27 protein-coding genes are annotated in these 20,357 nt (G+C 64.9%); 14 read left to right on the forward strand and 13 right to left on the reverse strand.

Annotated features, from left to right (window positions below; translation table 11 throughout):
• Window positions 1-361 precede the first annotated feature (361 nt).
• Genes ACP97_RS14150 through ACP97_RS14160 form a run of 3 tightly spaced genes read left to right on the forward strand, consistent with a single transcriptional unit; the run spans window position 362 to window position 2,923 of the window.
• Window positions 362-1,867, forward strand: a complete 1,506-nt coding sequence (locus ACP97_RS14150) for an alpha,alpha-trehalose-phosphate synthase (UDP-forming) (RefSeq protein ID WP_049998431.1) — start codon at window positions 362-364, stop codon at window positions 1,865-1,867.
• Entirely contained in the window at window positions 1,860-2,666 is an 807-nt protein-coding gene (otsB, locus tag ACP97_RS14155; RefSeq protein WP_049998432.1) for a trehalose-phosphatase, read from the forward strand. The genes ACP97_RS14150 and otsB overlap by 8 nt, the downstream gene beginning before the upstream one ends.
• A 53-nt stretch (window positions 2,667-2,719) precedes the next feature.
• Entirely contained in the window at window positions 2,720-2,923 is a 204-nt protein-coding gene (locus ACP97_RS14160; protein ID WP_049998433.1) for a hypothetical protein, read from the forward strand.
• A 74-nt stretch (window positions 2,924-2,997) separates the two neighbouring features.
• On the opposite strand, the gene trxA is transcribed toward ACP97_RS14160, so the two are convergent.
• Window positions 2,998-3,267: a thioredoxin gene (trxA, locus tag ACP97_RS14165; protein ID WP_049998434.1), complete on the reverse strand. Its 270-nt coding sequence runs from the start codon at window positions 3,265-3,267 to the stop codon at window positions 2,998-3,000.
• A 102-nt stretch (window positions 3,268-3,369) separates the two neighbouring features.
• Here trxA and ACP97_RS14170 point away from each other — a divergent pair, with 102 nt between their 5' ends.
• The 4 genes from ACP97_RS14170 to hisE are packed head-to-tail and all read left to right on the forward strand — an operon-like array spanning window position 3,370 to window position 4,959.
• Window positions 3,370-3,531 (forward strand): preprotein translocase subunit Sec61beta, encoded by a 162-nt coding sequence (locus tag ACP97_RS14170; protein ID WP_049998435.1) that lies wholly within the window; start codon window positions 3,370-3,372, stop codon window positions 3,529-3,531.
• A 36-nt stretch (window positions 3,532-3,567) separates the two neighbouring features.
• Complete coding sequence (gene pdxT, locus ACP97_RS14175; protein ID WP_049998436.1) at window positions 3,568-4,158, forward strand: pyridoxal 5'-phosphate synthase glutaminase subunit PdxT; 591 nt, start codon at window positions 3,568-3,570, stop codon at window positions 4,156-4,158.
• A 37-nt stretch (window positions 4,159-4,195) separates the two neighbouring features.
• A complete protein-coding gene (locus tag ACP97_RS14180) occupies window positions 4,196-4,654 on the forward strand; it encodes a bifunctional nuclease family protein (RefSeq protein ID WP_049998437.1) in 459 nt (152 codons plus the stop codon).
• The gene (gene hisE / locus ACP97_RS14185; protein WP_049998438.1) at window positions 4,651-4,959 is read left to right on the forward strand and encodes a phosphoribosyl-ATP diphosphatase; all 309 of its coding nucleotides are present in this window, start codon (window positions 4,651-4,653) and stop codon (window positions 4,957-4,959) included. Before ACP97_RS14180 ends, hisE begins: the two co-directional genes overlap by 4 nt.
• On the opposite strand, the gene ACP97_RS14190 is transcribed toward hisE, so the two are convergent.
• Window positions 4,956-5,306, reverse strand: coding sequence for a DUF5518 domain-containing protein (locus tag ACP97_RS14190; RefSeq protein WP_049998439.1), 351 nt, complete (start codon window positions 5,304-5,306; stop codon window positions 4,956-4,958). The two genes, hisE and ACP97_RS14190, sit on opposite strands and share 4 nt — an antisense overlap.
• 99 nt (window positions 5,307-5,405) lie before the next feature.
• Here ACP97_RS14190 and ACP97_RS14195 point away from each other — a divergent pair, with 99 nt between their 5' ends.
• From ACP97_RS14195 to ACP97_RS14205, 3 genes are read left to right on the forward strand one after another with little or no spacing between them, the layout of a single operon-like run.
• Window positions 5,406-6,350: an NOG1 family protein gene (locus ACP97_RS14195; protein ID WP_049998440.1), complete on the forward strand. Its 945-nt coding sequence runs from the start codon at window positions 5,406-5,408 to the stop codon at window positions 6,348-6,350.
• Between the two features lie 38 nt (window positions 6,351-6,388).
• Window positions 6,389-6,766 carry a DUF7532 family protein gene (locus tag ACP97_RS14200; RefSeq protein WP_049998441.1) on the forward strand — a complete coding sequence of 126 codons (378 nt, stop codon included), beginning with the start codon at window positions 6,389-6,391 and terminating at the stop codon, window positions 6,764-6,766.
• Window positions 6,763-7,527 (forward strand): hypothetical protein, encoded by a 765-nt coding sequence (locus ACP97_RS14205; protein ID WP_049998442.1) that lies wholly within the window; start codon window positions 6,763-6,765, stop codon window positions 7,525-7,527. Before ACP97_RS14200 ends, ACP97_RS14205 begins: the two co-directional genes overlap by 4 nt.
• An 18-nt stretch (window positions 7,528-7,545) precedes the next feature.
• On the opposite strand, the gene ACP97_RS14210 is transcribed toward ACP97_RS14205, so the two are convergent.
• A complete protein-coding gene (locus ACP97_RS14210; RefSeq protein ID WP_049998443.1) occupies window positions 7,546-8,511 on the reverse strand; it encodes an ROK family protein in 966 nt (321 codons plus the stop codon).
• A gap of 88 nt (window positions 8,512-8,599) precedes the next feature.
• Here ACP97_RS14210 and ACP97_RS14215 point away from each other — a divergent pair, with 88 nt between their 5' ends.
• On the forward strand, window positions 8,600-9,337 hold the full coding sequence (locus ACP97_RS14215; protein ID WP_049998444.1) for an SDR family NAD(P)-dependent oxidoreductase: 738 nt from the start codon (window positions 8,600-8,602) through the stop codon (window positions 9,335-9,337).
• On the opposite strand, the gene ACP97_RS19960 is transcribed toward ACP97_RS14215, so the two are convergent.
• From ACP97_RS19960 to ACP97_RS14230, 4 genes are all read right to left on the reverse strand, one after another.
• Entirely contained in the window at window positions 9,338-9,493 is a 156-nt protein-coding gene (locus tag ACP97_RS19960; RefSeq protein WP_154020009.1) for a hypothetical protein, read from the reverse strand.
• A gap of 313 nt (window positions 9,494-9,806) precedes the next feature.
• Window positions 9,807-10,472: an NADPH-dependent F420 reductase gene (npdG, locus tag ACP97_RS14220; RefSeq protein ID WP_049998445.1), complete on the reverse strand. Its 666-nt coding sequence runs from the start codon at window positions 10,470-10,472 to the stop codon at window positions 9,807-9,809.
• A gap of 43 nt (window positions 10,473-10,515) precedes the next feature.
• Window positions 10,516-11,391: a TIGR01548 family HAD-type hydrolase gene (locus tag ACP97_RS14225; RefSeq protein ID WP_049998446.1), complete on the reverse strand. Its 876-nt coding sequence runs from the start codon at window positions 11,389-11,391 to the stop codon at window positions 10,516-10,518.
• Window positions 11,388-11,828, reverse strand: a complete 441-nt coding sequence (locus ACP97_RS14230) for a UPF0146 family protein (RefSeq protein ID WP_049998447.1) — start codon at window positions 11,826-11,828, stop codon at window positions 11,388-11,390. Before ACP97_RS14230 ends, ACP97_RS14225 begins: the two co-directional genes overlap by 4 nt.
• A 39-nt stretch (window positions 11,829-11,867) precedes the next feature.
• Between ACP97_RS14230 and ACP97_RS14235 the strand changes: the two genes are divergently transcribed.
• Window positions 11,868-12,386: an archaemetzincin family Zn-dependent metalloprotease gene (locus tag ACP97_RS14235; RefSeq protein WP_049998448.1), complete on the forward strand. Its 519-nt coding sequence runs from the start codon at window positions 11,868-11,870 to the stop codon at window positions 12,384-12,386.
• 1 nt (window position 12,387) lies between these two features.
• Here the strand turns inward: ACP97_RS14235 and ACP97_RS14240 are convergent, their stop codons facing one another.
• The 3 genes from ACP97_RS14240 to ACP97_RS14250 are packed head-to-tail and all read right to left on the reverse strand — an operon-like array spanning window position 12,388 to window position 15,816.
• The gene (locus ACP97_RS14240; protein ID WP_049998449.1) at window positions 12,388-13,689 is read right to left on the reverse strand and encodes an NHL repeat-containing protein; all 1,302 of its coding nucleotides are present in this window, start codon (window positions 13,687-13,689) and stop codon (window positions 12,388-12,390) included.
• Between the two features lies 1 nt (window position 13,690).
• Window positions 13,691-15,514: a ribosome biogenesis/translation initiation ATPase RLI gene (locus ACP97_RS14245; RefSeq protein WP_049998450.1), complete on the reverse strand. Its 1,824-nt coding sequence runs from the start codon at window positions 15,512-15,514 to the stop codon at window positions 13,691-13,693.
• Window positions 15,514-15,816, reverse strand: coding sequence for an EMC6-like membrane protein (locus ACP97_RS14250; protein WP_049998451.1), 303 nt, complete (start codon window positions 15,814-15,816; stop codon window positions 15,514-15,516). Before ACP97_RS14250 ends, ACP97_RS14245 begins: the two co-directional genes overlap by 1 nt.
• Window positions 15,817-15,942: 126 nt before the next feature.
• On the opposite strand from ACP97_RS14250, the gene ACP97_RS14255 reads away from it, so the two are divergent.
• The gene (locus tag ACP97_RS14255) at window positions 15,943-16,218 is read left to right on the forward strand and encodes a MarR family transcriptional regulator (protein WP_049998452.1); all 276 of its coding nucleotides are present in this window, start codon (window positions 15,943-15,945) and stop codon (window positions 16,216-16,218) included.
• A 3-nt stretch (window positions 16,219-16,221) separates the two neighbouring features.
• On the opposite strand, the gene ACP97_RS14260 is transcribed toward ACP97_RS14255, so the two are convergent.
• Window positions 16,222-17,211 carry a mechanosensitive ion channel family protein gene (locus ACP97_RS14260; protein WP_049998453.1) on the reverse strand — a complete coding sequence of 330 codons (990 nt, stop codon included), beginning with the start codon at window positions 17,209-17,211 and terminating at the stop codon, window positions 16,222-16,224.
• Window positions 17,211-17,459 (reverse strand): YhbY family RNA-binding protein, encoded by a 249-nt coding sequence (locus ACP97_RS14265; RefSeq protein WP_049998454.1) that lies wholly within the window; start codon window positions 17,457-17,459, stop codon window positions 17,211-17,213. The genes ACP97_RS14260 and ACP97_RS14265 overlap by 1 nt, the downstream gene beginning before the upstream one ends.
• 300 nt (window positions 17,460-17,759) lie before the next feature.
• Between ACP97_RS14265 and ACP97_RS14270 the strand changes: the two genes are divergently transcribed.
• A complete protein-coding gene (locus ACP97_RS14270) occupies window positions 17,760-18,839 on the forward strand; it encodes a tyrosine-type recombinase/integrase (RefSeq protein ID WP_049998455.1) in 1,080 nt (359 codons plus the stop codon).
• 23 nt (window positions 18,840-18,862) lie between these two features.
• On the opposite strand, the gene ACP97_RS14275 is transcribed toward ACP97_RS14270, so the two are convergent.
• Window positions 18,863-19,093 carry a hypothetical protein gene (locus ACP97_RS14275; protein WP_049998456.1) on the reverse strand — a complete coding sequence of 77 codons (231 nt, stop codon included), beginning with the start codon at window positions 19,091-19,093 and terminating at the stop codon, window positions 18,863-18,865.
• Between the last annotated feature and the right edge of the window lie 1,264 nt (window positions 19,094-20,357).

Here is a 20,357-nt window from a genome sequence, read left to right on the forward strand (position 1 = left end):
CCGTAGACCCGCTCAAGTGGACATACACCCCCGCATCTCGCCTCCGCACAGTACCGCCGAAGCCCTCGCACCCGTCGGGTGCTCGCCCTTCATCTGTCAGGAGAGCAAACTCTCCTGAGCCTGCGGTCGCTCTGCGACCGCAGACACCAGGAACCGCACCGCGACCGTAGGCCGTTCCACCTCGCCCCGGCGACCGCCCCCGCCACAGTACTGCGACCACAGCCCGAAATCGCATTGTGCCGACCAGTATTGATAAGGGCCGGCGACGGCAAGCCACGAGCACAGGTCCGTCAGGGCCATGAACTATAAGCAATGCGACTGAATGGGGACACACGGGAGACGACTGGAACGAACACTCTCCATGGGGGCTGAACACAGCGCGACGGACGACGGAATCGTGCCGGCGGTCGGCGACGGCGACATGATCGTCGTCTCCAACCGCCAGCCGTACACGCACAGCTACGAGCAACGCGATGGCGAGCGCTCCATCACCGTGAACCGACCGGCCGGCGGTCTCACGGCGGGACTCGACCCCGTGATGCAGCAGACCGACGGCACGTGGATCGCGTGGGGCGATGGCGAGGCCGACGCCGACGTGACCGACGACGATGGGGAGGTACGGATGCCGCCCGAATCGGGGGCCTACACGCTGAAACGTCTCTGGCTCACCGACGAGGAGGTCGAGGGCTATTACTATGGCTACTCCAATCGCGTGCTCTGGCCGCTCTGTCACGGCGGTACGATGAAGACCGAGTACGTCGAGCGGTTCTGGCAGCGCTACCAGCAGGTCAACGAGACGTTCGCCGACGCGGTCATCGAGACCACCGGCGAGAACTCGCTCGTCTGGTTTCAGGACTACCACTTCACGCTCGCACCCCGACAGGTACGCGAGGCCGTTCCCGATAGCGCCTTCCTCACGCACTTCTGGCATATCACGTGGCCCGGCTGGGACACGTTCCGGGCCTGTCCCCAGCACGAACAGTTGCTCGAAGGCCTGCTCGGCAACGATCTACTGGGATTCCACGTCGAGCGCTACTGTGAGAACTTCCTGGACTGTGTCGACGAGGCGCTCGACGACGCCTTCATCGACCCCGAGGGCGGGCGCGTCAACTACGAGGGCCACACCACGGTCGTCAGGGCTTTCCCGATGGGTATCGACGCCCAGTCGATCCGCGAGTGCAGCGAGGACGCCGGCGCGGAGTTCTGGGACGACTTTCGCGCGACCTACGACATCGACAGCGAGACGAGCGTGGTCGTCGGCGTCGACAGGCTCGACTACACGAAGGGCATCGTCGAGCGCCTCGAAGCGCTCGAACGCCTCTGGGAAACCTGCCCCGAGTATCGTGGCGAGGTCTCGTACGTCCAAAAGGCGAACGAGAGCCGCTCGCTCATCCCGGACTATCAGGACCTCCAGACCGAAGTCCAGGAGTCCATCGAGCGCATCAACGATCGCTTCGGCACCGACGAGTGGCAACCCGTCATCTACATCAACGAGTTCATCCCCCAACAGCAACTCTGTGGGCTGTATCGCCACTCGGACGTCATGTTAGTGAGTGCCGTCCGCGACGGGATGAACCTCGTCGCCAAGGAGTACGTCGCCGCACAGGTCGACGACGACGGCGTGCTCGTGCTCTCGGATCAGGCCGGCGCACACGAGGAACTCGGCGAGCAGGCACTCACCATCAACCCGTACGATACGGATGCGTTCGCCGACACCATCGAGACGGCGCTGACGATGGACGTAGAAGAGCGCGCCGAGCGGATGGTCGCCCTGCGCGAACAGGTCGAATCGCACGACCTCTACGCGTGGATGGAGAGCGTCTTCGACGCCGTCGACGAACTGCGGGCGAAGCGCGACGATGACTGAGGCCCCGCCGGCGCTGTTCGACGATCTCCCGGCGATACGCGAGCGCGTGACGAACGACGTGGATGGGTTGCTCTTCTGTACGGACTTCGACGGCACACTCGCGGGCATCGAGACCGACCCCGATGCGCCCGCACTCGGTGCCGCCAACCGCGCGGCCCTCGAACGACTGCGCGACCACGACCGCGTGCGCGTGGCGGTCATCAGCGGCCGCGAACTCGCCGACCTCCGCGAACGGGTCGGTATCGAGGGGATCGACTACGCCGGCAATCACGGGCTCGAACTCCACAGGGAGGGCGAGACGACTATCCATCCGGTCGCGAAGCGACGACGGCGCGACCTCGACGAAATCGTCGCCGCCATCGAGGGGCGACTGGCCGACACCGATTGTTTCGTCGAGAACAAGTCCGTGAGCGCCACGGTCCACTACCGAACGGCCCCCGAGCGCGAGAGGGAGGTTCACGACATCGTCGAATCGGCCGTCGAACGGGTTGCACAGGGCGAGTTCGAGCTATCGACGGGAAAAAATATCGTCGAACTCACGCCGGCGGTCGCGTGGGACAAGGGCGACGCTCTCTCGCTGCTCGCCGAGGAGCGTACCGGCTGGCTTCCGATGTACATCGGCGACGACACGACCGACGAGGCAGCCTTCCGGGTGCTTTCGGGAACCGGCATCGGGGTTCACGTCGGCGACGACGCCGAGACGGCGGCGGACTACCGCATCGAAAATCCCGAAGCAGTCACGCGATTTCTCGACTGGCTCGCCGGCGAGGGTCTCGACGCGCTCGATGGCACGGAGTAGCTCCCGGCGTCTGCCGCCCGCGTGCTTATGCACTCCCGCCGCTTCTCGGAGGTATGGGACTCACAGAAGCGTTCAACTCGAAGCGGTCGGGACAGATCAGTGCCATCTCGATGCTCGTCGAGGCCGGTCTCGCGCTCTATCGCGGCGAGAAGAAGATCGCCGCCCTCCTGTTGGGTGCGGCGGTCCTCTCCTATCGCTGGAGCGTCGTCGGAGCCATCGCCGAAGTGCTCATCCGAGTCTATCAGCGCGTTCGATAGCCAGCAAAACCCGTAACCGTTCTTTCCCGTGAATCACTCCTTCGAGAACGTTCGTCGAACGTCGATGGCCTCGCTTACGCGCCGGCTTTTTCGAGTGCGCTCTCGATATCCTCGCGCTGGGTGACGCCGATGAACCGCTCGACGACACCGTCGTCGTTCTCGACGACGAGCGTGGGAATCGACCGTACTTGGTACTCGTTGGCGATCTCCTGCTCCTCGTCGACGTCGATCTTCTCGAACTCGACACCGCCGTCCATGTCCGCCTCGATCTCTTCGAGGATGGGGTCTTGGGTCTTGCAGGGACCGCACCAGTCCGCGTAAAAGTCTTTCAGTCGGACACTCATGTTCCGGGCATGAGTTGGCGCGTGTCGCTGATAAGGGTTTCCCACCCCCGCCTCGGCACGGCGCGACGAAAGGTTTAGGCCCGCAGCCATCCCAGTCGCGGTATGAGCAGCGGTGAGAACTCCGGCGGGCTGATGTCGAGTGCCGGGCTGGTCAGATACTTCGATGCCGAGGACCAAAACGCCATCCGCATCGACCCGAAGACGGTGGTCGCCTTCGGCGTCGCGTTCGGCATCCTGATCATGGTGCTCCGTATCGGGCTGTAACGCGGTGTTTTTTCGGGTGGGCTGCATAGCACCCGCATGAGTCTCACGGCCGGTGTGGTCGCCGTGCAGGGTGATTTCCGGGAGCACGCGGCGGCCATCGAGCGGGCGGCCCGTGCCCACGGCGAGCGCGCCGACCCGGTCGAGATCCGCTCGTCGGGGACGATTCCCGATTGCGATCTCCTGCTCTTGCCGGGCGGCGAATCGACGGCCATCTCGAATCACCTCCAGCGCGAAGGTCTCGCCGACGAGATCGTCGCCCACGTCGCCGAGGGAAAACCGCTGCTTGCGACCTGTGCCGGTCTCATCGTCGCCTGTGCGGACGCCGGCGACGAGCGTGTCGAGCACCTGAACCTCATCGACGCCGTCGTGGAACGCAACGCCTTTGGCCGCCAGCGCGACAGCTTCGAGACCGAACTCGGCGTCACGGGTCTCGACGAACCCTTCCCGGCAGTGTTCATCCGCGCGCCGCGCATCGGCGAGACGGGTGACTGTGAAGTGCTCGCGTCCTTCGACGGCCACCCTGTTGCGGTGCGCGACGGTCCCGTGATCGGCACCGCGTTCCATCCCGAACTCACCGACGACGCGCGGATTCACGGACTCGCCTTCTTCGAATCTCCGGATGGGTAGTGCCAGAGTTTTTCATCGCGCACGCCCTTCGAGAGCTATGAACGCCCACATCGACGCCGTCCGCATCGCGGGCACGCCCTCCGGTCCCGTCCCGGTCGTTCTCCTCTCCGTGGACGGTGAGACCGACTACCTACCGATCTTCATCGGCTTCGACGAGGCCTCGGCCATCGCCCGCGGGATGGACGCCGTCGACATCGGTCGGCCGCTCACCCACGACCTCCTGCTCGACGTAGTTGAGGAACTCGGCGGCCGGGTCGACAGCGTGGTCGTCGATGCCATCGAGGAGGGCGAGGGCGGTGGGACCTACACCGCCGACCTCCACGTCGAGACGCCCCGCGGCAAGCGTGTCATCGACGCGCGCCCGAGCGACTCGCTCGCGCTTGCCGCCCGCACGAACGCCCCGATCGACGTCGACCCCGGAGTGTTCGAGGAGGGCCGCCGCGAGCGCGAGACGTTCGAGGAACTCGACGACATCCGCGAGGTGGCCGACCTGTGAGCGATCGTGCTCAAGGGAGTTCGGCGAGCGTACTCGACGACCTCGCGGCGGTCATCGACCAGCGCCGCGAGGACCTGCCCGACGGCTCGTACACGGCGTCGTTGTTCACCCACGAGAAGGGCGTGAATCGCGTACTCGAAAAGATCGGCGAGGAAAGTACCGAAGTCGTGCTCGCGGCGAAAGACGACGACCACGAGGCGCTCGTCGCCGAGAGCGCCGACCTCGTCTACCATCTGCTCGTGCTGCTTTCGATGCAGGGCGTGAGCCTCGACGAACTCCGCGCGGAGTTGCGCGAACGGCGTTAGAGCAGTCCGCCGAGCGCGCCGCCGAGCGCGCTTTCGAGGCCCGAAACGATAGCGATGACCAGTCCGATGACGAGCACGCTTCCGCCGAACAGCCCCCCGATCGGGCCGAGACCCAATCCGATGATGCCGACCGCGATACCGAGGACGATCGCCAGTACGATCCCACCGATCGACCCCGCGAGCAGGCCGTGCCACGCGCCGTTACCGATGCCGCCGCCGGCGACGTAGCCCGCGGCGACCCCGGAGAAGATGCCCGCGGCGAGCGGACCGATGCCGATCGGTGCGCCGATGATGCCGAGAATCACATGCACGAGAAAGCCGATTCCCACGGCTCGCCAGTTCGTCATACCCACCATACTCGGTCGAACAGTAAATCCGTGTCGACAGGTGCTCGCTTCCCGGAGAGCGACGGACGCGCTTTTACGTGCGTACACAGTACGGACCGCATGATTTTCGAAGACCTCCCGACGACGCCCACCGCCGAGGAACTCATCGACCGGGCGTTCTCGCGGGCGGCGCGAGCGGGGCGGGCGAAATCCGGCATCGAGGGCCAGCGCTCGATGCTCCAGACGGCGGCGAACGTCCTGTCGGACAACCTCGAGAACGTCGTGACGAGCTGGCCCGATTTCAGCACCGTCGACCCCTTCTACTACGAACTCGCCGACGCCATCGTCGAGGTCGACGAAGTGCGCAAGAGCCTCTCGGAGGTGGGCTGGGCGAGCAAGAAGACCGACGAAATCAAAAGCGAGTATCAGAGCCGACTACGTGGCGATATCGAAACGGCCCGCAAACTCAGAAAGCAGGCGTTCGCTCGGCTCGCGGACGTCGTCGAGGAAGTCGCGGAGGATCTCGACCGGCTCAACGCGGCGCGTGACGAACTCAGAGTGCTCCCCGACATCCGCCCGGACGAGCCGACGATCGTCGTCGCGGGCTTTCCGAACGTGGGCAAATCGACCTTCGTCAACCACGTGACGAACGCGCGCCACGAGATCGCCTCCTACCCGTTCACCACGACGCGAGTTGGTGTGGGCCACCTCACGCGCGAGCACATCCGCTATCAGCTCGTGGACACGCCGGGATTGCTCGACCGGGATGGCACGCAAAACGCAATCGAGTTGCAAGCCGAGAGCGCCCTCACCCACGCCGCCGACTGCGTGCTCGTTTTCGTCGACGCGAGCGAGGCCTGTGGCTACCCGCTCGACCAGCAACTCGCTTTGCGTGATAGCGTCCACGAACGCTTCGACGTGCCCGTCCTGACCGTCTGTACGAAGGCCGACCGCTCGCGCGACATCGAGGCCGACCACTACCTGAGTGTCGAGGACGAGGAGGGCATCGAGGAACTGGTCGGGCGGGCGGTCGATGCGGTCGGCTACGAACCCGAGTTGCCATAGACCGCGACGCTTTCACCGCCCGCGCTCGAACCGATCCCATGCACTTCGACCAGCGTACCCAGCGCGCGCTTTCCGAGGCGGGGCTCTCGACCGACGAGATAGCGGCGATCTCGGATACCGTGGTCGAGGCGACCGAACGCGACGCCGACCGGCTGGAGGGGTTTTTCAGCGATCTCGACACGGCCTACTCGGACATGGACCAAGCCCACAGCGCGAGTGAGTTCCCCGAGCACGCTATCGAATACCTCGACCTGTTCACCCACGCCGACGACATCCGGGGGTATCTCCGCTTCGACACGTGGGGCGCACCAGTCGAAGGCGGGCGCGTGCTCTCCGATGAGGTGGTCGAACTTTCCCTCGGTTCCACGGTCGATGGACGAGTGCGCTTCGCCGCCGACCGCGAGGCGCTGCGGTGAGCGATTTCCCGAACGGATCGAATCGCCAGTGGGTCACCGTCGACGAGGAGGTCCCGAAGTGGGGTCTCGTCAGCCGCCCGCTGACGACGCGCGCCTCGCGCGAGCTCGTCGTCGACGCGGGTGGTGACGACGACAACCCCGGCACCGAGGGCGAGCCGCTGGCGACGATTCAGGAGGCGTTCAACCGACTTCCCATTTTCATCCAGCACGACACGACGATTCGCGTGCGGCCGGGGACCTACACCGACGAAGACCCGGCGGTTCACACCGGGCCGATAGTGCAGAAGGCCCAGTGCACGCTCGAACTCGTCGGCGACACCGATGAGCCCGAACGGGTCGACGTGCGTTCGGGCATCAACTCGACCTACCAGGGCAAACAATCGCACTACACAATTAGAGGACTGGCCTTCGAGGGGCTGTCGCAGTTCGCCGGGCCGGTCGACCTTCGAAATTGTGTCTTCCGCGGCAACGGCGACGCGGCCATCAGCGGGAAGAACGGCCACGTGTTCGCCAAGCACTGCCGAATCGGCTCCGAGAGCGACAAATATGCCATCTGGAGCACGCTGATGGAAAACTATGGGTTGGTCGACTGCCAGCTCGCCGCGAACGAGGTCGCCATCAAGGCGAACGGTCCCGGCACACACCGCCTCTCGGCGAGCTGCACGGTCAATGCACCCATCGCCTTCGATGCCGATTCGGGATCGCTCGTCACCCACGGCGAGGACATCTACGTCGGCGGAAAACGCTACACGCCGGACTGACTTTCGTCCACTCCCTCGCTACTCGCGGCGGTCGGCGTCACCGGTGCCGCCGGTGAGCGCGCTTGCGAGCGCACCCTGGACCACCACGTCGTCACCGAAGTCGGTCAGCCGGACCTCGGGCACGTTCGTCATCACCAGTTCGTCGAGGCGCTCGCGTATCGGCTCGACGACGAGTTTTTGATTATTGAGCGCGACCGCGCCACCCACCGAAACGACTAGCGGCGCGTAGGCGTGGACGAGGTTCGCCACGCCGAGCGCGTTCCAACCCGCGAGGCGCTCGACGACGTGGTCGGCGAACCCATCTTCCTCGGCGTGAGCGAACACGTCGGCGGCGACGAACTCGTCGTCTTCGATGGGCATGGCGGTGTCCGGCCGGTCGGCCTCCGCCCAGAGCAGGCGGGCGTAGTCGGGGATGTTCGCGCCCGAGCAGTAGCCCTCCCAGTGGCCGTCGTGGCCGCAGCCACAGGTCATCTTTCCCGCGGGGTCGATGGTCATATGCCCTACTTCGCCCGCGTTGCCGTCCCATCCCCCCAGGATGGAGCCGTCGACGGCGATGCCCGCGCCGATGCCCGACGAGATGGTGAGGTAGGCCATGTCGTCGGGGTTGCGTGCGGCGTGATAGCGCTCGCCGATGACGCCGGCGGCGACGTCCTTGTGCAGATGGATGTCGCTCGTTTCGAGCAGTTTCGAGACCGGACCCCGCAGCGGCACCTCGCCGACGGGGATGTTCGTCGGTTCGACCAGCCCCTCGGTGAGGTCGAGGCGTCCGGCGGCGGCGATGGCGGCCGCAGTCGTACGAGAGGGTTCGACGCCGGCCGCCGCCGACGCCTCCCGCAGACAGTCGAGGATCGCCTCGGTGACGGCCAGTCCATTGGGACCGCGCGGGGCCGCCTGTTTGTGACTGCCCAGTATGTTGCCGTCGGCGTCGGCGACGACCGCCCGGGCGTTCGTCCCCCCGAGATCGACGCCGGCGTAGGTCGCCATACCCACGCGACGAACGGCGATGGCTTAGTCGCCCTGATTTCCTCGTCGGGGCGGCGATGCTAAACCGCTCGGGCGCGAAGCGGGGGACATGATAGCGCCGGACCTCTCGGGGCGCGTGGCGGTCGTGACGGGCAGCGCGAAGGGCGTCGGCCGCGAACTCCTCCTCTCGTTGGCCGACTGCGGCGCAGCGGTCGCGGTCCACTACCACACGAGCGCCGACGACGCTCAATCGGTCGCCGACCGAGCCAGCGAGTACGGCGTCGAGACGACGACCGTGCAGGGCGACGTGACCGATCCCGTCGCGGTCGACGAACTGTTCGACGAGGTCGAAGACGAACTCGGGACGGTCGACGTTCTCGTGAACAACGTCGGTGCGTTCGCGCCCAGCCACTGGGAGGAGATCTCGTTCGGGACGTGGAATCGCGTGCTCGAAACCAATCTTAACGGGACCTACCTCTGTTCGAAGCGCGTCCTGCCGGGCATGCGCGAGCGCGAGTGGGGCCGCATCGTCAATATTGGGTATGCGAGCGCCGACCGCCTTCTCGTCAGCCCCAAAAACTTCCCCTATTTCGTCGCCAAAGCCGGAGTGATAATGTTCACGCGGATGCTCGCGGCCGACACCCAAGAGGACAGCATCACGGTGAACGCGATCTCGCCCTACGTCGTCGAGAACTCAGAGGTCTTTCCCGACGACCTCCCGCGCGGGCGACCGGCGAAGTTCGACGACATGGCGCAGGCGCTGCGATTCTTTCTGGAGGAGCACAGCGACTACCTGAGCGGCCAGAACGTCGCGGTCGACGGCGGCTGGCGACCCGAACGGGTCTGACTACTGGTCGCTTTCCTCGTCGAAGCGCGTGCTCGCGCGGTCGTCGGCTCGGCGGCGCATGCCGATCCAGAGGCCGATGGCAAAGGTCGCGATCGCGGCGACGACGACCACGACCGGTTCCGCGTGACTGAATCCCAGATGGAGGAATGTGTCCATGTCGCGCACGTCGACACAGTGCGCAAAAAGCCGTCCGGTCGGCCGCCGGCTGCGGTGCGGTCGCGGGACGGTTGCGGTGCCGTCCCTGGCGGATGAAGGGCGAGGCACGCGAGCGCAGCGAGCAGCGAACGAAGTGAGCGCGTGCCGGGGCTTCGGCGGTGCGGGGTGGTATGTCCGCGCGAACGCAGTAAGCGCGGTTCACCGTGAACGAGGTCGAAGGCCGAGTGAGTGGGAGTTTTTCATGAACGTTTTTGCAAGGGGTTGAGCGCGAGCGACCGCAGGGAACGAGCGCGAACCCCCGCAGTAAAAAGGTTCAGTGGAAGGACACGCCGAGATCGGCGAGGGCGTCGTTGTTCGCGGCGACGTTGATGAGCAGCGGCGTCAGACTCTCGACCGCGGGGGCAGCCGCGAGCGGGCCGGCGTCGAGCGCGCGCATCCCGTCGATGCCGTCGGCGAGGCTCCCGACCGTTGCTTTCGCGTCGGTGTCGTCGCCGACGACGAGTACGTCCCAGTCTAGGGAGGCGTCGAGGTCGGCGAGGCGGCCGGCCGCGAGGTTGTGGAACGCGCCAACCACGGGGACCCCGTCGGGGGCAGCGGCGGCGGCGAGCGCGCTCACGCTGCCCGCACTCGGTGGGTTGTAGTGCATCGTGCCGTCCTCGCGGCGCATGCCGACCGCCGGCGTCACCACGATCGTGTCGTCGAGACCGTCCTCGATGGCGTCGATGGTGTCCGCGAGGTGGTAGGCTGGCACGCAGAGAACGGCGACGTCGGCGCGGTCCGTGGCCATCGCGTTGTCGAATCCTTTTATTTCGCCCTCGACGTCTCGACCGTCGAGTTCGCGTTCGTACTCGGTCGCGCGCTCGCGGGCCTTCTCGGGGTCGCGCGACCCGACGAGGACCTCGTGGTCGGTGTCGCGCGTCAGTCGGAGGGCGAGTCCCGCACCGAGGTCGCCCGTGCCGCCACAGAGTGCGATGCGCATACCCAACGGTCGCCCGAACGCCGAATAAACGTTCGTGTCTCCGTCACGCGGACAGCAGTTCGGGGAGGTCGTCGATGGTTTCGAGCACCGCATCCGCCCCAGCGCGCTCGAACTTCTTCCTCCCCTCCTCCCCGGTGAGTCCGCCGGTGAGAACGCCCACACCGCGATACTCGCGCTCCGGGTCCGTCTCACTGGCGTTGCGCGCCGTCTCGATATCGTCGAGCGTGTCGCCGACGAAGACCAGACTCGATGCGTCGAGACGGTCGGCGAGCGCCACGAGCGCCGCCGGGTCGGGCTTCCCAGGATGGGGGCTGTCCATCGTGAAGCGGTGCTCGTCGGGAACGTCGAGACCGACCCGCGAGAGGGCGATATCGGCCTCTGCCGCCGGTCGCCCGGTCACGACACCCACGCGGAAATTTCCGGTCAAGAAGCCGAGCGTCGTCGGGTCGGCGAGCACCCGCTCGTCGTCGATGAAACCGGAACCGGCGATGGCCGGGTCCGCCTCCTCGCCTTCGAGGTCTTCGTACAGGTCGGCCCCGAGATAGAGTTGCTGGAAGACCTCGCGAAGTCGCTCGCGGTCCCACGCCGCGAACGCCCGCTCGCACTCGTCGGGCGCGAGCGCGTTTCGCACCACCGCCTCGGCCCCGGTGAGGCCGCCGTCGGCCGCCGCGACGTCGTCGGTGAACTCCTCGATGGAGAGTTCGAGTCCCTCACGCCGAGCGAGCAGGTACAGCGCCGCCGCGTGCGTGAGTTCCCAGTCGTCGTTGAACCCGCCGGCCTCCTTGAACGACTGGACGTCACCTCGATCCAGGGACTCGCCGTGAACCACCTCGATGGTTTCGACGATGGCCCGCCGGTAGGAGTCGGCCACGTCCACGAGCACGCCGTCGACGTCGAGGGCGACCACGTCGGGGTTCACCCGCGCTCACCGTCCGGTTCCGGCCCCCGGCTCGTGGCGCGAAAGAGCGTCTCACCGGCCGGCAGCGTCTCGGTGTCGGTCGGCACGGCCGGAAATTCGCCGCCGAGGGTCGTGAAGAACAGTTCAGTTCCGACCGTCCGGGCGACTGCTCGTGTCGGCCGGTGGAGTTCCCGCGGGAGGTTCAGCGCGTAGAGCGCGTCGGCGTCGGCGTAGACGTCGATCGCGGGGTCGGTGACGTCGTCGCGGACGAACGCGACACCGCCGGGCACAGTACAGGAACGGATGTCGGTCGCCGTCACCGACGTGTCGTCGGCGAGGCGGGCGGCGACGTCGGTCCGTGCGCCGATGCCGACCTCGACGAGACCGTCGAACCGGGCGAGGCGGGCGGCGAGCGCGTCGCCGAACGTGGCGCTCGCGGGCCGATTTCGGGGGTTCACGTCGGGACGTTTATGATTGGGGCGTCCTAACCCCTTCGCATGCACGTCGACATCGTGCCGGTCGGTGACGTCCCCGCTCCGATCAAGCGGGCAGCGTCGGCCGGACTGCGCTCGGTCTACGGCTGTGACGTCATGCTTCACGATGCCCGTACGCTTCCCGAGGACGCCTACGACGAGAGCCGCGGCCAGTACCGCGCCGAGGCGTTCATCGAACTCGCTGGGCGGGTCGGGAGTGCCGAGAAGAACATCGCCCTCACCACCGAGGACCTCTTCTATCGCCGGCGCAACTACGTTTTCGGACTCGCCTACCTCTCGGGCAACGGCAGCGTGGTCTCGACGTATCGCCTCCAGACCGCCGCCGACGGCGGCCGGCTGAACCGCTCGGAAGACGAAGTGTTCGCCGGGCGTGTCCGCAAGGAAGTCGTCCACGAGATCGGCCACACCCTCGGTCTCGAACACTGCGACGACGAGCGCTGTGTGATGAACTTCTCGCCGACCGTGCGCGAAGTCGACGTCAAAAACCAGCAGCTCTGTGCCGACTGCTCGACGCTCGTGTAGGCTACCGGCGTGGGTCTCGCCGCCATCGTCGCGTTTCGACGACCGCACCGATCCCACAGAGCACTCCGCCCGCGAGCAACCCCACCCAAACGACCCAGCCCGGAATCGAGTACCGCAGCAGTGTCAGCCCGTAGGCGAGCGCGTCCCGAATGAACCCCGTCTCGTCGGTGCCCATGTCGAAACCCGCCGCGCCGGCGGTCGGCCGGTCCTCGCTTCCCTCGCCCGACCCGCTTTGGGGGATGCGGTCGGCGTCGTAGGGGAGTCGCCCCGTCTCGACCGCCCAGACCGCCTCTCCCGACCCGTCGAGTTCCACGATGCGGTCGTTGTATGAGTCGACGACGAGCGTGTTTCCATCCCCCAGACGGTCGGCGTCGCGCGGCCAGTCGAGGCGGGCGCTCCCGCCGGCCGTCCACACCGGTTTTCCACCGTCGAACTCCACGATGCGGTCGTTTTCGGAATCGGCGACGAGGAGATGGCCGTCGGCGAGGCGGTCGGGGTTGTGCTGGGCGAAGAGCGGTCCCGCGCTTCCGTTCGGCGTGAAGCGGTTCGGGCCGACGAGCGGTTCGACTGTCGTACCGTTCTCCCCGACGCGCAACTCGACGACCGTATCGAAGTTTCTGAGGCTCACTTGGAACCTGTTCTCGCCCACTCTATCGACGTCGTTCAGATGGGTCCAGTCGTCTTCTGGACCCGTCCCGGGAGGTGGGTCGTAGGTCGAATTCGCGTTCCACTGCCACTGGACCGCGCCGTCGCGGTCGATGGCGAACACGCGGTCGTTGCCCATGTCGGCGAGCACCCAGCGCGCCTCGCCGTCCTCGGTATAGCGGTCGACGTCGTGGAGTTCGTGTTCGTGGCGCTCGACGTCGTACCAGCCGTATTGCCAGCCCGTTTCGTTCGTTTCCTGGTTCACGATGCGGACGGTGTTGTGCACACAGCCCTTGGTCCCGTCGTCTCGATAGCGCGCAGGGCACTGCTCGTCGGGCAGGGCGTCCGCACCCGCTATCTGGACGCGATCCGGCCCGAGCGCCTCGACGTCGAAGACGTTCTCCACGGCCGTGTACTCCCAGACCACGGTCCCGTCGGGTGCGAGTTCGAGCGCTCGGCCCTCGTCGTGATAGCCCTGCAACCCGACCAGCGTGTTCCGTTGGGGCGGTTCGTCGTCGACCGTTACCTGTGGTTCGTTCGCGCTCACGAAGCCGACGAGCGCGAGCGCGAGCAGTACTAGACAGAGCGCGGCGAAGGCCGCCGCACGCCGCCTCGATGGCGTTTCGAATCGTCCGCGGAGCCGTGAGAGGGGGCGCACGTCAGGGTGCGTAGTAGTACTCGCCGGCCTGCTTTTGCTCGCGGTCGAGCTGGCTGCCGGGTTTGTTGATGCGCGGGCGGCCGACGCGCTCGTCGCGCCGGAAGGTCACGTCGAGGTCTTCGAGGAAGCGGTTCATCCCCTCGCGCATCCCGACAGGAGGGCTCGCGTGTCCCGACTGGGCGGGTTCGCCGTCGAAGACCAACAATCGGTCGGCGAGCAGGTCGATCATGTAGGTGTCGTGGTCGATGACCAGCGCCGTCGCATCGTGGTTCTCGGCGTACCGGCGGATGGCCGTCGTCGCTTGCACACGCTGCTCGACGTCGATGTGGGCCGACGGCTCGTCGAGCACGTAGAGGTCGGCCTCTTCGGAGAGACAGGCCGCGATGGCGACGCGCTGGCGCTCCCCGCCCGAGAGGTCGGTGAGGTTCTGTTCCATCACGCGGTCGAGCTGGAGGGGTTGGGCGATTTCGGTGTTCCAGTACGAGGAACCGAAGTCGTTCGTGATGGAGGACAGAAAGGCATCGACGCGCATCGGCTGGTCGATGTCGATATACTGTGGCTTGTACGAGACGTCGAGGTCCGTGTCGAGACTCCCCGAATCGGGGGCGAGATTGCCGGCCAGCAGTTCGGCGAACGTCGATTTCCCGATGCCGTTCGGCCCGACGACGCCGAGCACCTCGTTTTCGTGGATGGTGCCGCCCTCGATACTGAGCGAGAACTCGCCGTCGCCGTAGGATTTCTCAATGTCCGGATACTCGACGAGCGGGTCGCCCGCCGCGACGCTGCGGGGGGCGTGTTCCTCGAACTCGATCGCGTTCGGGCGAATCCTCATGTTCTCGTTTTCGAGGTAGCCCGCGAGATACTCGTTGATACCGTTCTTGACCGATTTCGGTGGCGTAATCACGCCGTAGGCTCCGGGTTCGCCGTAGGCGACATGGAGGGAATCGGCGAGCAGGTCGAGGATCGCGAGGTCGTGTTCGACCACGAGCATCGAGCGATCCTTTCCCGTGAGGTCGCCGATGAGCCGCGCGGCGGTCATGCGCTGGCCGATGTCGAGATACGGGGTGATCTCGTCGAGGAAGTAGAAGTCGGCGTCGCGGGCGAGCGTCGCCGCGAGCGCCACCCGTTGAAGTTCGCCGCCCGAAATCGAGTCGATCGGCTGGTCCATCACCGGGCCGATCGAGAGGCGCTCGACGAGCTCGTCGAGCACGCCCCGTTCGTCGGTGCGGGCGAGCAACTCGCGGGTGTTGCCGTCGAAGCGCTTGGGAATTTGATCGACGTACTGTGGCTTTCTGGCGACCGTTATCGCCTCGTCTTGGAGGGCTTCGAGATAGCTCTGGAGTTCGGTGCCACGATACTCGTCCATGACGCTCTCCCAGCCCGCGGGCCCGTCCCACTCGCCGAGGTTGGGGGTGATCTCGTTGGCGAGGATCCGGACCGCGGTCGTCTTGCCGATGCCGTTGGGACCCAAGATTCCTGTCACCTTCCCGTCCTGTGGGGCGGGCAGGCCGTACAGCGCGAAGGAGTTCTCGCCGTAGCGATGCACGGGATCGTCGTCGAGTTCCTGTGGCAGGTTGATGATCTCGATGGCATCGAAGGGACATTTCTCGACGCAGATGCCACAGGTCTCGCCCAGGCAGAGTTCCTCGGAGATGGAGATCTGGTTCGGACCCCCATCATACCTGTCGTCGTCGTAGCGCTCCTCGCGCGTGACGATGCACTCTTCGCCCGTGCGATTGGGCGGGCAGAAGTTCGCACACTCGTAGTTGCAGCGGTCGGGCTGGCAGCGGTCGAGGTCGACCACGGCGATTGAGTCGTCGGCCATCAGAAGCTCGTCTGGGTGGTCAGCAGTATTGCCCACGTCACGAACCACAGCGCGAAGGTCATGAACGCGATGTAGACGTTGTCCTTCATCGAAAAGTCCTCGACGTCGACCCCCAACAGTCGCAGGAGGGGCAACTGGAGGAGGATGACGCCCGCGAGTGGATAGAGTCCGCTCGGATCGGTCGCCCCGCTTGCGATCACAGCGGAGACGAGCGCGGCCGCGATGCCCGAAAGCGACGTGACCGAGGTGACCGTCAGACTCCGGAGATGGTCGGCGCGCGCGTCGGCTGTCTCGGTCGCCATGACTGAGAGTTCGTCCACGCGCTCAAAAACCGTTCGCTCTCCGCGGGCGGTCGCTATCCGCCTCCGATGCCCGATGAAGCCGTGCAGACCGCGGTTTTATGGCCATTGCGCTCGTGGGTTAGGCCGATGAGTGAACCCGACGAAGAGAGCCTCGTAGACCTGCCGCCGAGTGCAAAACTCGTCTTCAAAGTGCTCGAATACAACGGCACGCTCACCCAGAAGGGCATCGTCGAGGAGTCGATGCTGTCGGCGCGCACGGTCCGCTATGCGCTCGAACGGCTGGAGGGCATCGAGGCCATCGACGAGGACGTCTACTTCGCCGACGCCCGTCAGAACCTCTACGAGATAACGGCCGCGCCGACGCCCGATGGCGAGACCGACGCGGCGACGTCCGACGACTGAACGCTATTCGGCCGACTCGATCCGCCGCCGGTTCTCGACGCCCACACGCCCGGAGAGGTCGGCCTGCGGGAAGGGGATGTCGATGCCCGCCTCGTCGAAGCGCTCCTTGACGGCGGTGACGTACTCGCCGCGGACCTTGAGGTAGTCCGCCCGGTTGGGGTCGGCGATCCAAAAGCGCGAGGTCAGCCCCACGTAGGAGTCGGCGAGCGCGCCGCGGTCGGACTCGGACGATTCGGTCATCCGCACCGTCGGCGCGGGGTCGTCGAGGATGTCGGGGTGGGTTTCGGCCTCCTCGACGATGATGTCGGTCGCCGTCTCGACGTCGTCGTCGTAGCCGATGCCGAAGTTGAACTGCAAGCGGAGTTCGTCCTTCGCCACCGGGTTCTTGATAACGTCACCCGTGAGTATCGAGTTCGGCACCGTGAGCAGTTCGTTGTCGAAGGTGCGCACCCGGGTGACGCGGAAGGTGATGTCCTCGACGATGCCGGCGTAGGTGCCGGCGTCCCACTCGATCCAGTCGCCGATGCGGAACGGTCTATCCGTATAGATGAACACCCCGGCGACGAAGTTCGAGATGGAATCTTTCAGGGCAAGACCGACGGCGAGTGTCGCGGCCGCGCCGATGGTGGCGATCGAGGTGAGCAGCCCCCTGTAGCCGGCGATTCTGAACGCGATGGCGATGGCGACGAAGACCATGACCATCTTCATCAACCGGACGAGCGGTCGCCGCTCGTGGGCATCGAGTCCGCGCCGGTTCAACAGCCGACTCACGAACGGGACGACGGTCGCCCGGCCGAGCGAGTAGATGACGAACAGCGCGATGAAGAACGTGATGAGCGCGCCGAGAACGTCGTAGTAGGGGATCCCGAACCCGTGCAGGAACTCCCCGACGGGACCGAGTTCCGGGTTCGAGATGACGTCGGTGACGTTCGTCCCGTTCGGCGTTTCCGTGGGAGCCTGTTGGCCGACCCAGTCGGCGAAGCGAACCGCCATCAGTGGTAGGTCGCCGTGTTGCCGCGCGTTTCCACCACCTCGGCGTTCGCCCGCTCGGCGAGGTCGTGGGCGAGTTCGTCGGTCGTCGCCGCACTGCGGGCCGCCCGGAGGAATTTGACTTTGACCAGTTCGCGGTCGTCGAGTTGGTTGTCGAGCTCCCCGACGACGCTCCCGATACCGCCCTTTCCGACCCGCAGCGTGGCATCGACGCCGTGGGCGCGCTCTTTGAGCGTTCGTTCGTCGGTCATCGCCGGCCGTCCTCGCTCGCCGGACGTAAGCCTATCCATACGAAAACCGCACGAAGTGTTATGCTAATACCTCTCCTACCACTTTTCATGGGAGACGTAAACGACCCGAATAGATACCGCTCTCGGTTTGAGAAAGAACTTTCTCGCCTGAAAGACCTCCCTAACCAAGACGACGCGCGCGCGATTCGAGCATGGGCCAACTCTATGGCGAAGTCGTATTCAACCAGATATATCAGGACTCACGTTATCCGAAAGCTCTCCGAGCGCGCCGCCGTCGGAGGACACCCGTCACTTACTGAAATGTCCGACTCATGGGAGTTCTACGAGCTACACGACTCACTCCGCGACGGGTCGAACCCCGACGTGAAAGACGCGGGCCTGTCCCCCTCGACGCTCCGAACCCTTCGACAAACGGCGCGTGTATTCTTCCGCGACGCTCTCAAGCGTGAGTGGAGCGAGGACATCGTGATAGGGACTGTCCCCGAGACCAAAATCACGGCCGACGATATATTCGTCTCCGAAGAAATCGAAGCCCTGTTCTCCGTCTGTCAGAACCCGCGAGACAAGGCGATAATGGGTGTTCTCCTCGCCACCGGCCAACGCATGAGCGCCACCCTCTCGCTTCGGGTGGGCGACGTGGACCTCTCCGGACGAACCGGCGTTATCCACCTGAATGATGAGGCGGTTGGGTTGAAGGGTGCGGGCGGCCCCCGGCCGCTGCTGTGGGCCACCGAATACGTAAAAAACTGGTTGGACGTTCACCCGAGCGCCGACGACGAAAGCGCCGCCCTGTTTTGCGTGCTCGGGGTGAAATACGACAACCACCCCGACGAGAGACGGTATGAGGCGCTCTCGGCGAGCGGCGTCCGTCAGCAACTCCGACGAATCGCCACCCGCGCCGGCGTCGAAAAACCCGTGAATCCACACAACTTCCGGCACACCGCCATCACGCGCATGGTCCGCGACGGCGTGCCTGACCAGCAAATAAAGTGGACCGTGGGGTGGAAAAAGGACAGTTCGCAGTTCGACCGCTACACCCACCTTCGAGACGACGAAATGCTTCAGTCGGTCCTCGAACATCACGACCTCGCCGAACCCGAGTCCGACATTGGCCGCCCGACGCTCGAAACCTGTCCGTCTTGTGGCGCGGCCCTCGACGGGTGGGTCAATCCAGCCGCGTGTCCCGGCTGCGGTCTGTCGCTGTCTCACGACTCTCTCGACGTTGCGGGCGCGGCCGGCGACGGTGAAGCCCTCTCCGCGGCACTCGCTGGGGACATATCCCCCGAGGGTGCGCCCGTGGTTGAAGCCGTTGAGGAACTGCTCCGTGAGAACCCTAACGCCGTGGCCGCGCGGCTCGCCGAACTACTCGATTCTCCCTGAAAATCCGACTCCAGCCCGACCGCCTACTGCTTGAAGCCGGCGAGCTTCAAATCTGATTCGTCCGGCGGCTTCCCGCTCATTGCGGCGAGAATCACACGCACCCGAGCGCCCACCGGACCGGGAATCTCCGCGGCGGCCACGAAGTCTCCTCCACACCCGCGGACGCCGGCGAAGATGTCATCAGAGCCGAGACCGGTCCCGGCCCCGTTTTCACTCTCGCCGCCCGCGATGTCTGTGTGTGATGCGGATGACATTCTTATCTGAGGATGGCCCCTCGGCGCTTATAACGGTCGCCGCGGCACGGTGTAAGTGTACGAAGTCATGCGTTTTCGTTGCTCTCGACTGCCGGCTCTCCGCCCCGACTCTCGAAGCATGAAAGCTCGATAGCGTCTTATCGCCGCATTGGTTATATCATGCGAAAAACAGCTAAGCTCTCAAAAACCGTATATGTGATTGGAGGTGAAATAGAATGGAAAATTGTGCGTCGAATACGCCCTGCTGAAAGATGGCGAGCGCCACGTCCTCGACACGCTGTTCGTCGTCTGACTGCCACCCCGACCCGCCCCGGCCGACTCGGGTGTCCGTTTTCCTATACCGGTATTAATTCTGAGTGTCTGTTTTCTGAATAGAGATTCCAAACCTCTCAACGGTTGTTTAGACCTTCGAGGGCGTACGGCGGCGAAGCTCGGCAAAGCGGAAACGGAGAGGACACCGGCCGGAAAACCTCCGACGGGCGTCCCACAAAACCGAAACGGTAAGCTCTCGTACCGGCTTCAGCCGGCACGTAGAGTTTCGTTCCCGACGCTAATAACACCGCGGGTGGTACACCCCTCACGTCCCGTCCCCCCGTGAGTGCCCCCGTCACAATCATATCGACTTTTTGATGGCCGGCATGGTCTGCCACCCTGCTGCCACCCTCACTATGCCAACCTAAAATGGTAATGCTGGCCCTCTATCCTTCGAAAACGCGGTTTTAAATTTTATTGGCATAGTGGACCCTCATACCACTCACTTCGTGTGAAAGCACACCTTGACTCTCTCACCCCTACTTTCACATGAATCGGAGAAATCACCCTGACTCGTGCCAATGAAAAGCTAATCCGCAACATCTGTGGGTTAGGAGTCTCTTATCGCCGTTTTAGATTGGCATGGTGAGGGTGGCAGCAGGGTGGCAGACCATGCCAGAAGTAAATAATCCGATAGATAATACCCACCCACCAAGGACCCGTGAGCGACCACCGAGAGCATACCGGCTGTCTTCGAGAAAGTGTCTGGAAAGAGTAGAGTGTAGTCGGTGTAGCCGGGGGGGGGGGGTCTCCGAAAGTCGCGTCATGAGAGAGTTGAGAAAATTCCTATGGAAGAAGTTTCGCCGACCCCCGACTACACCTCTCTGAAATCAGAACAGTATTTCAAATGGTATAATCCCTCTATCAGGGATAGCTGACGCGCGGCCGAAAAACCAGATTTGGACCGATACTAACCGGTTTTAGCCGAAAATTACGAGTAACATTTTAATTG

The organism is Halococcus sediminicola (assembly GCF_000755245.1).
In the GTDB taxonomy this organism is placed as follows: domain Archaea; phylum Halobacteriota; class Halobacteria; order Halobacteriales; family Halococcaceae; genus Halococcus; species Halococcus sediminicola.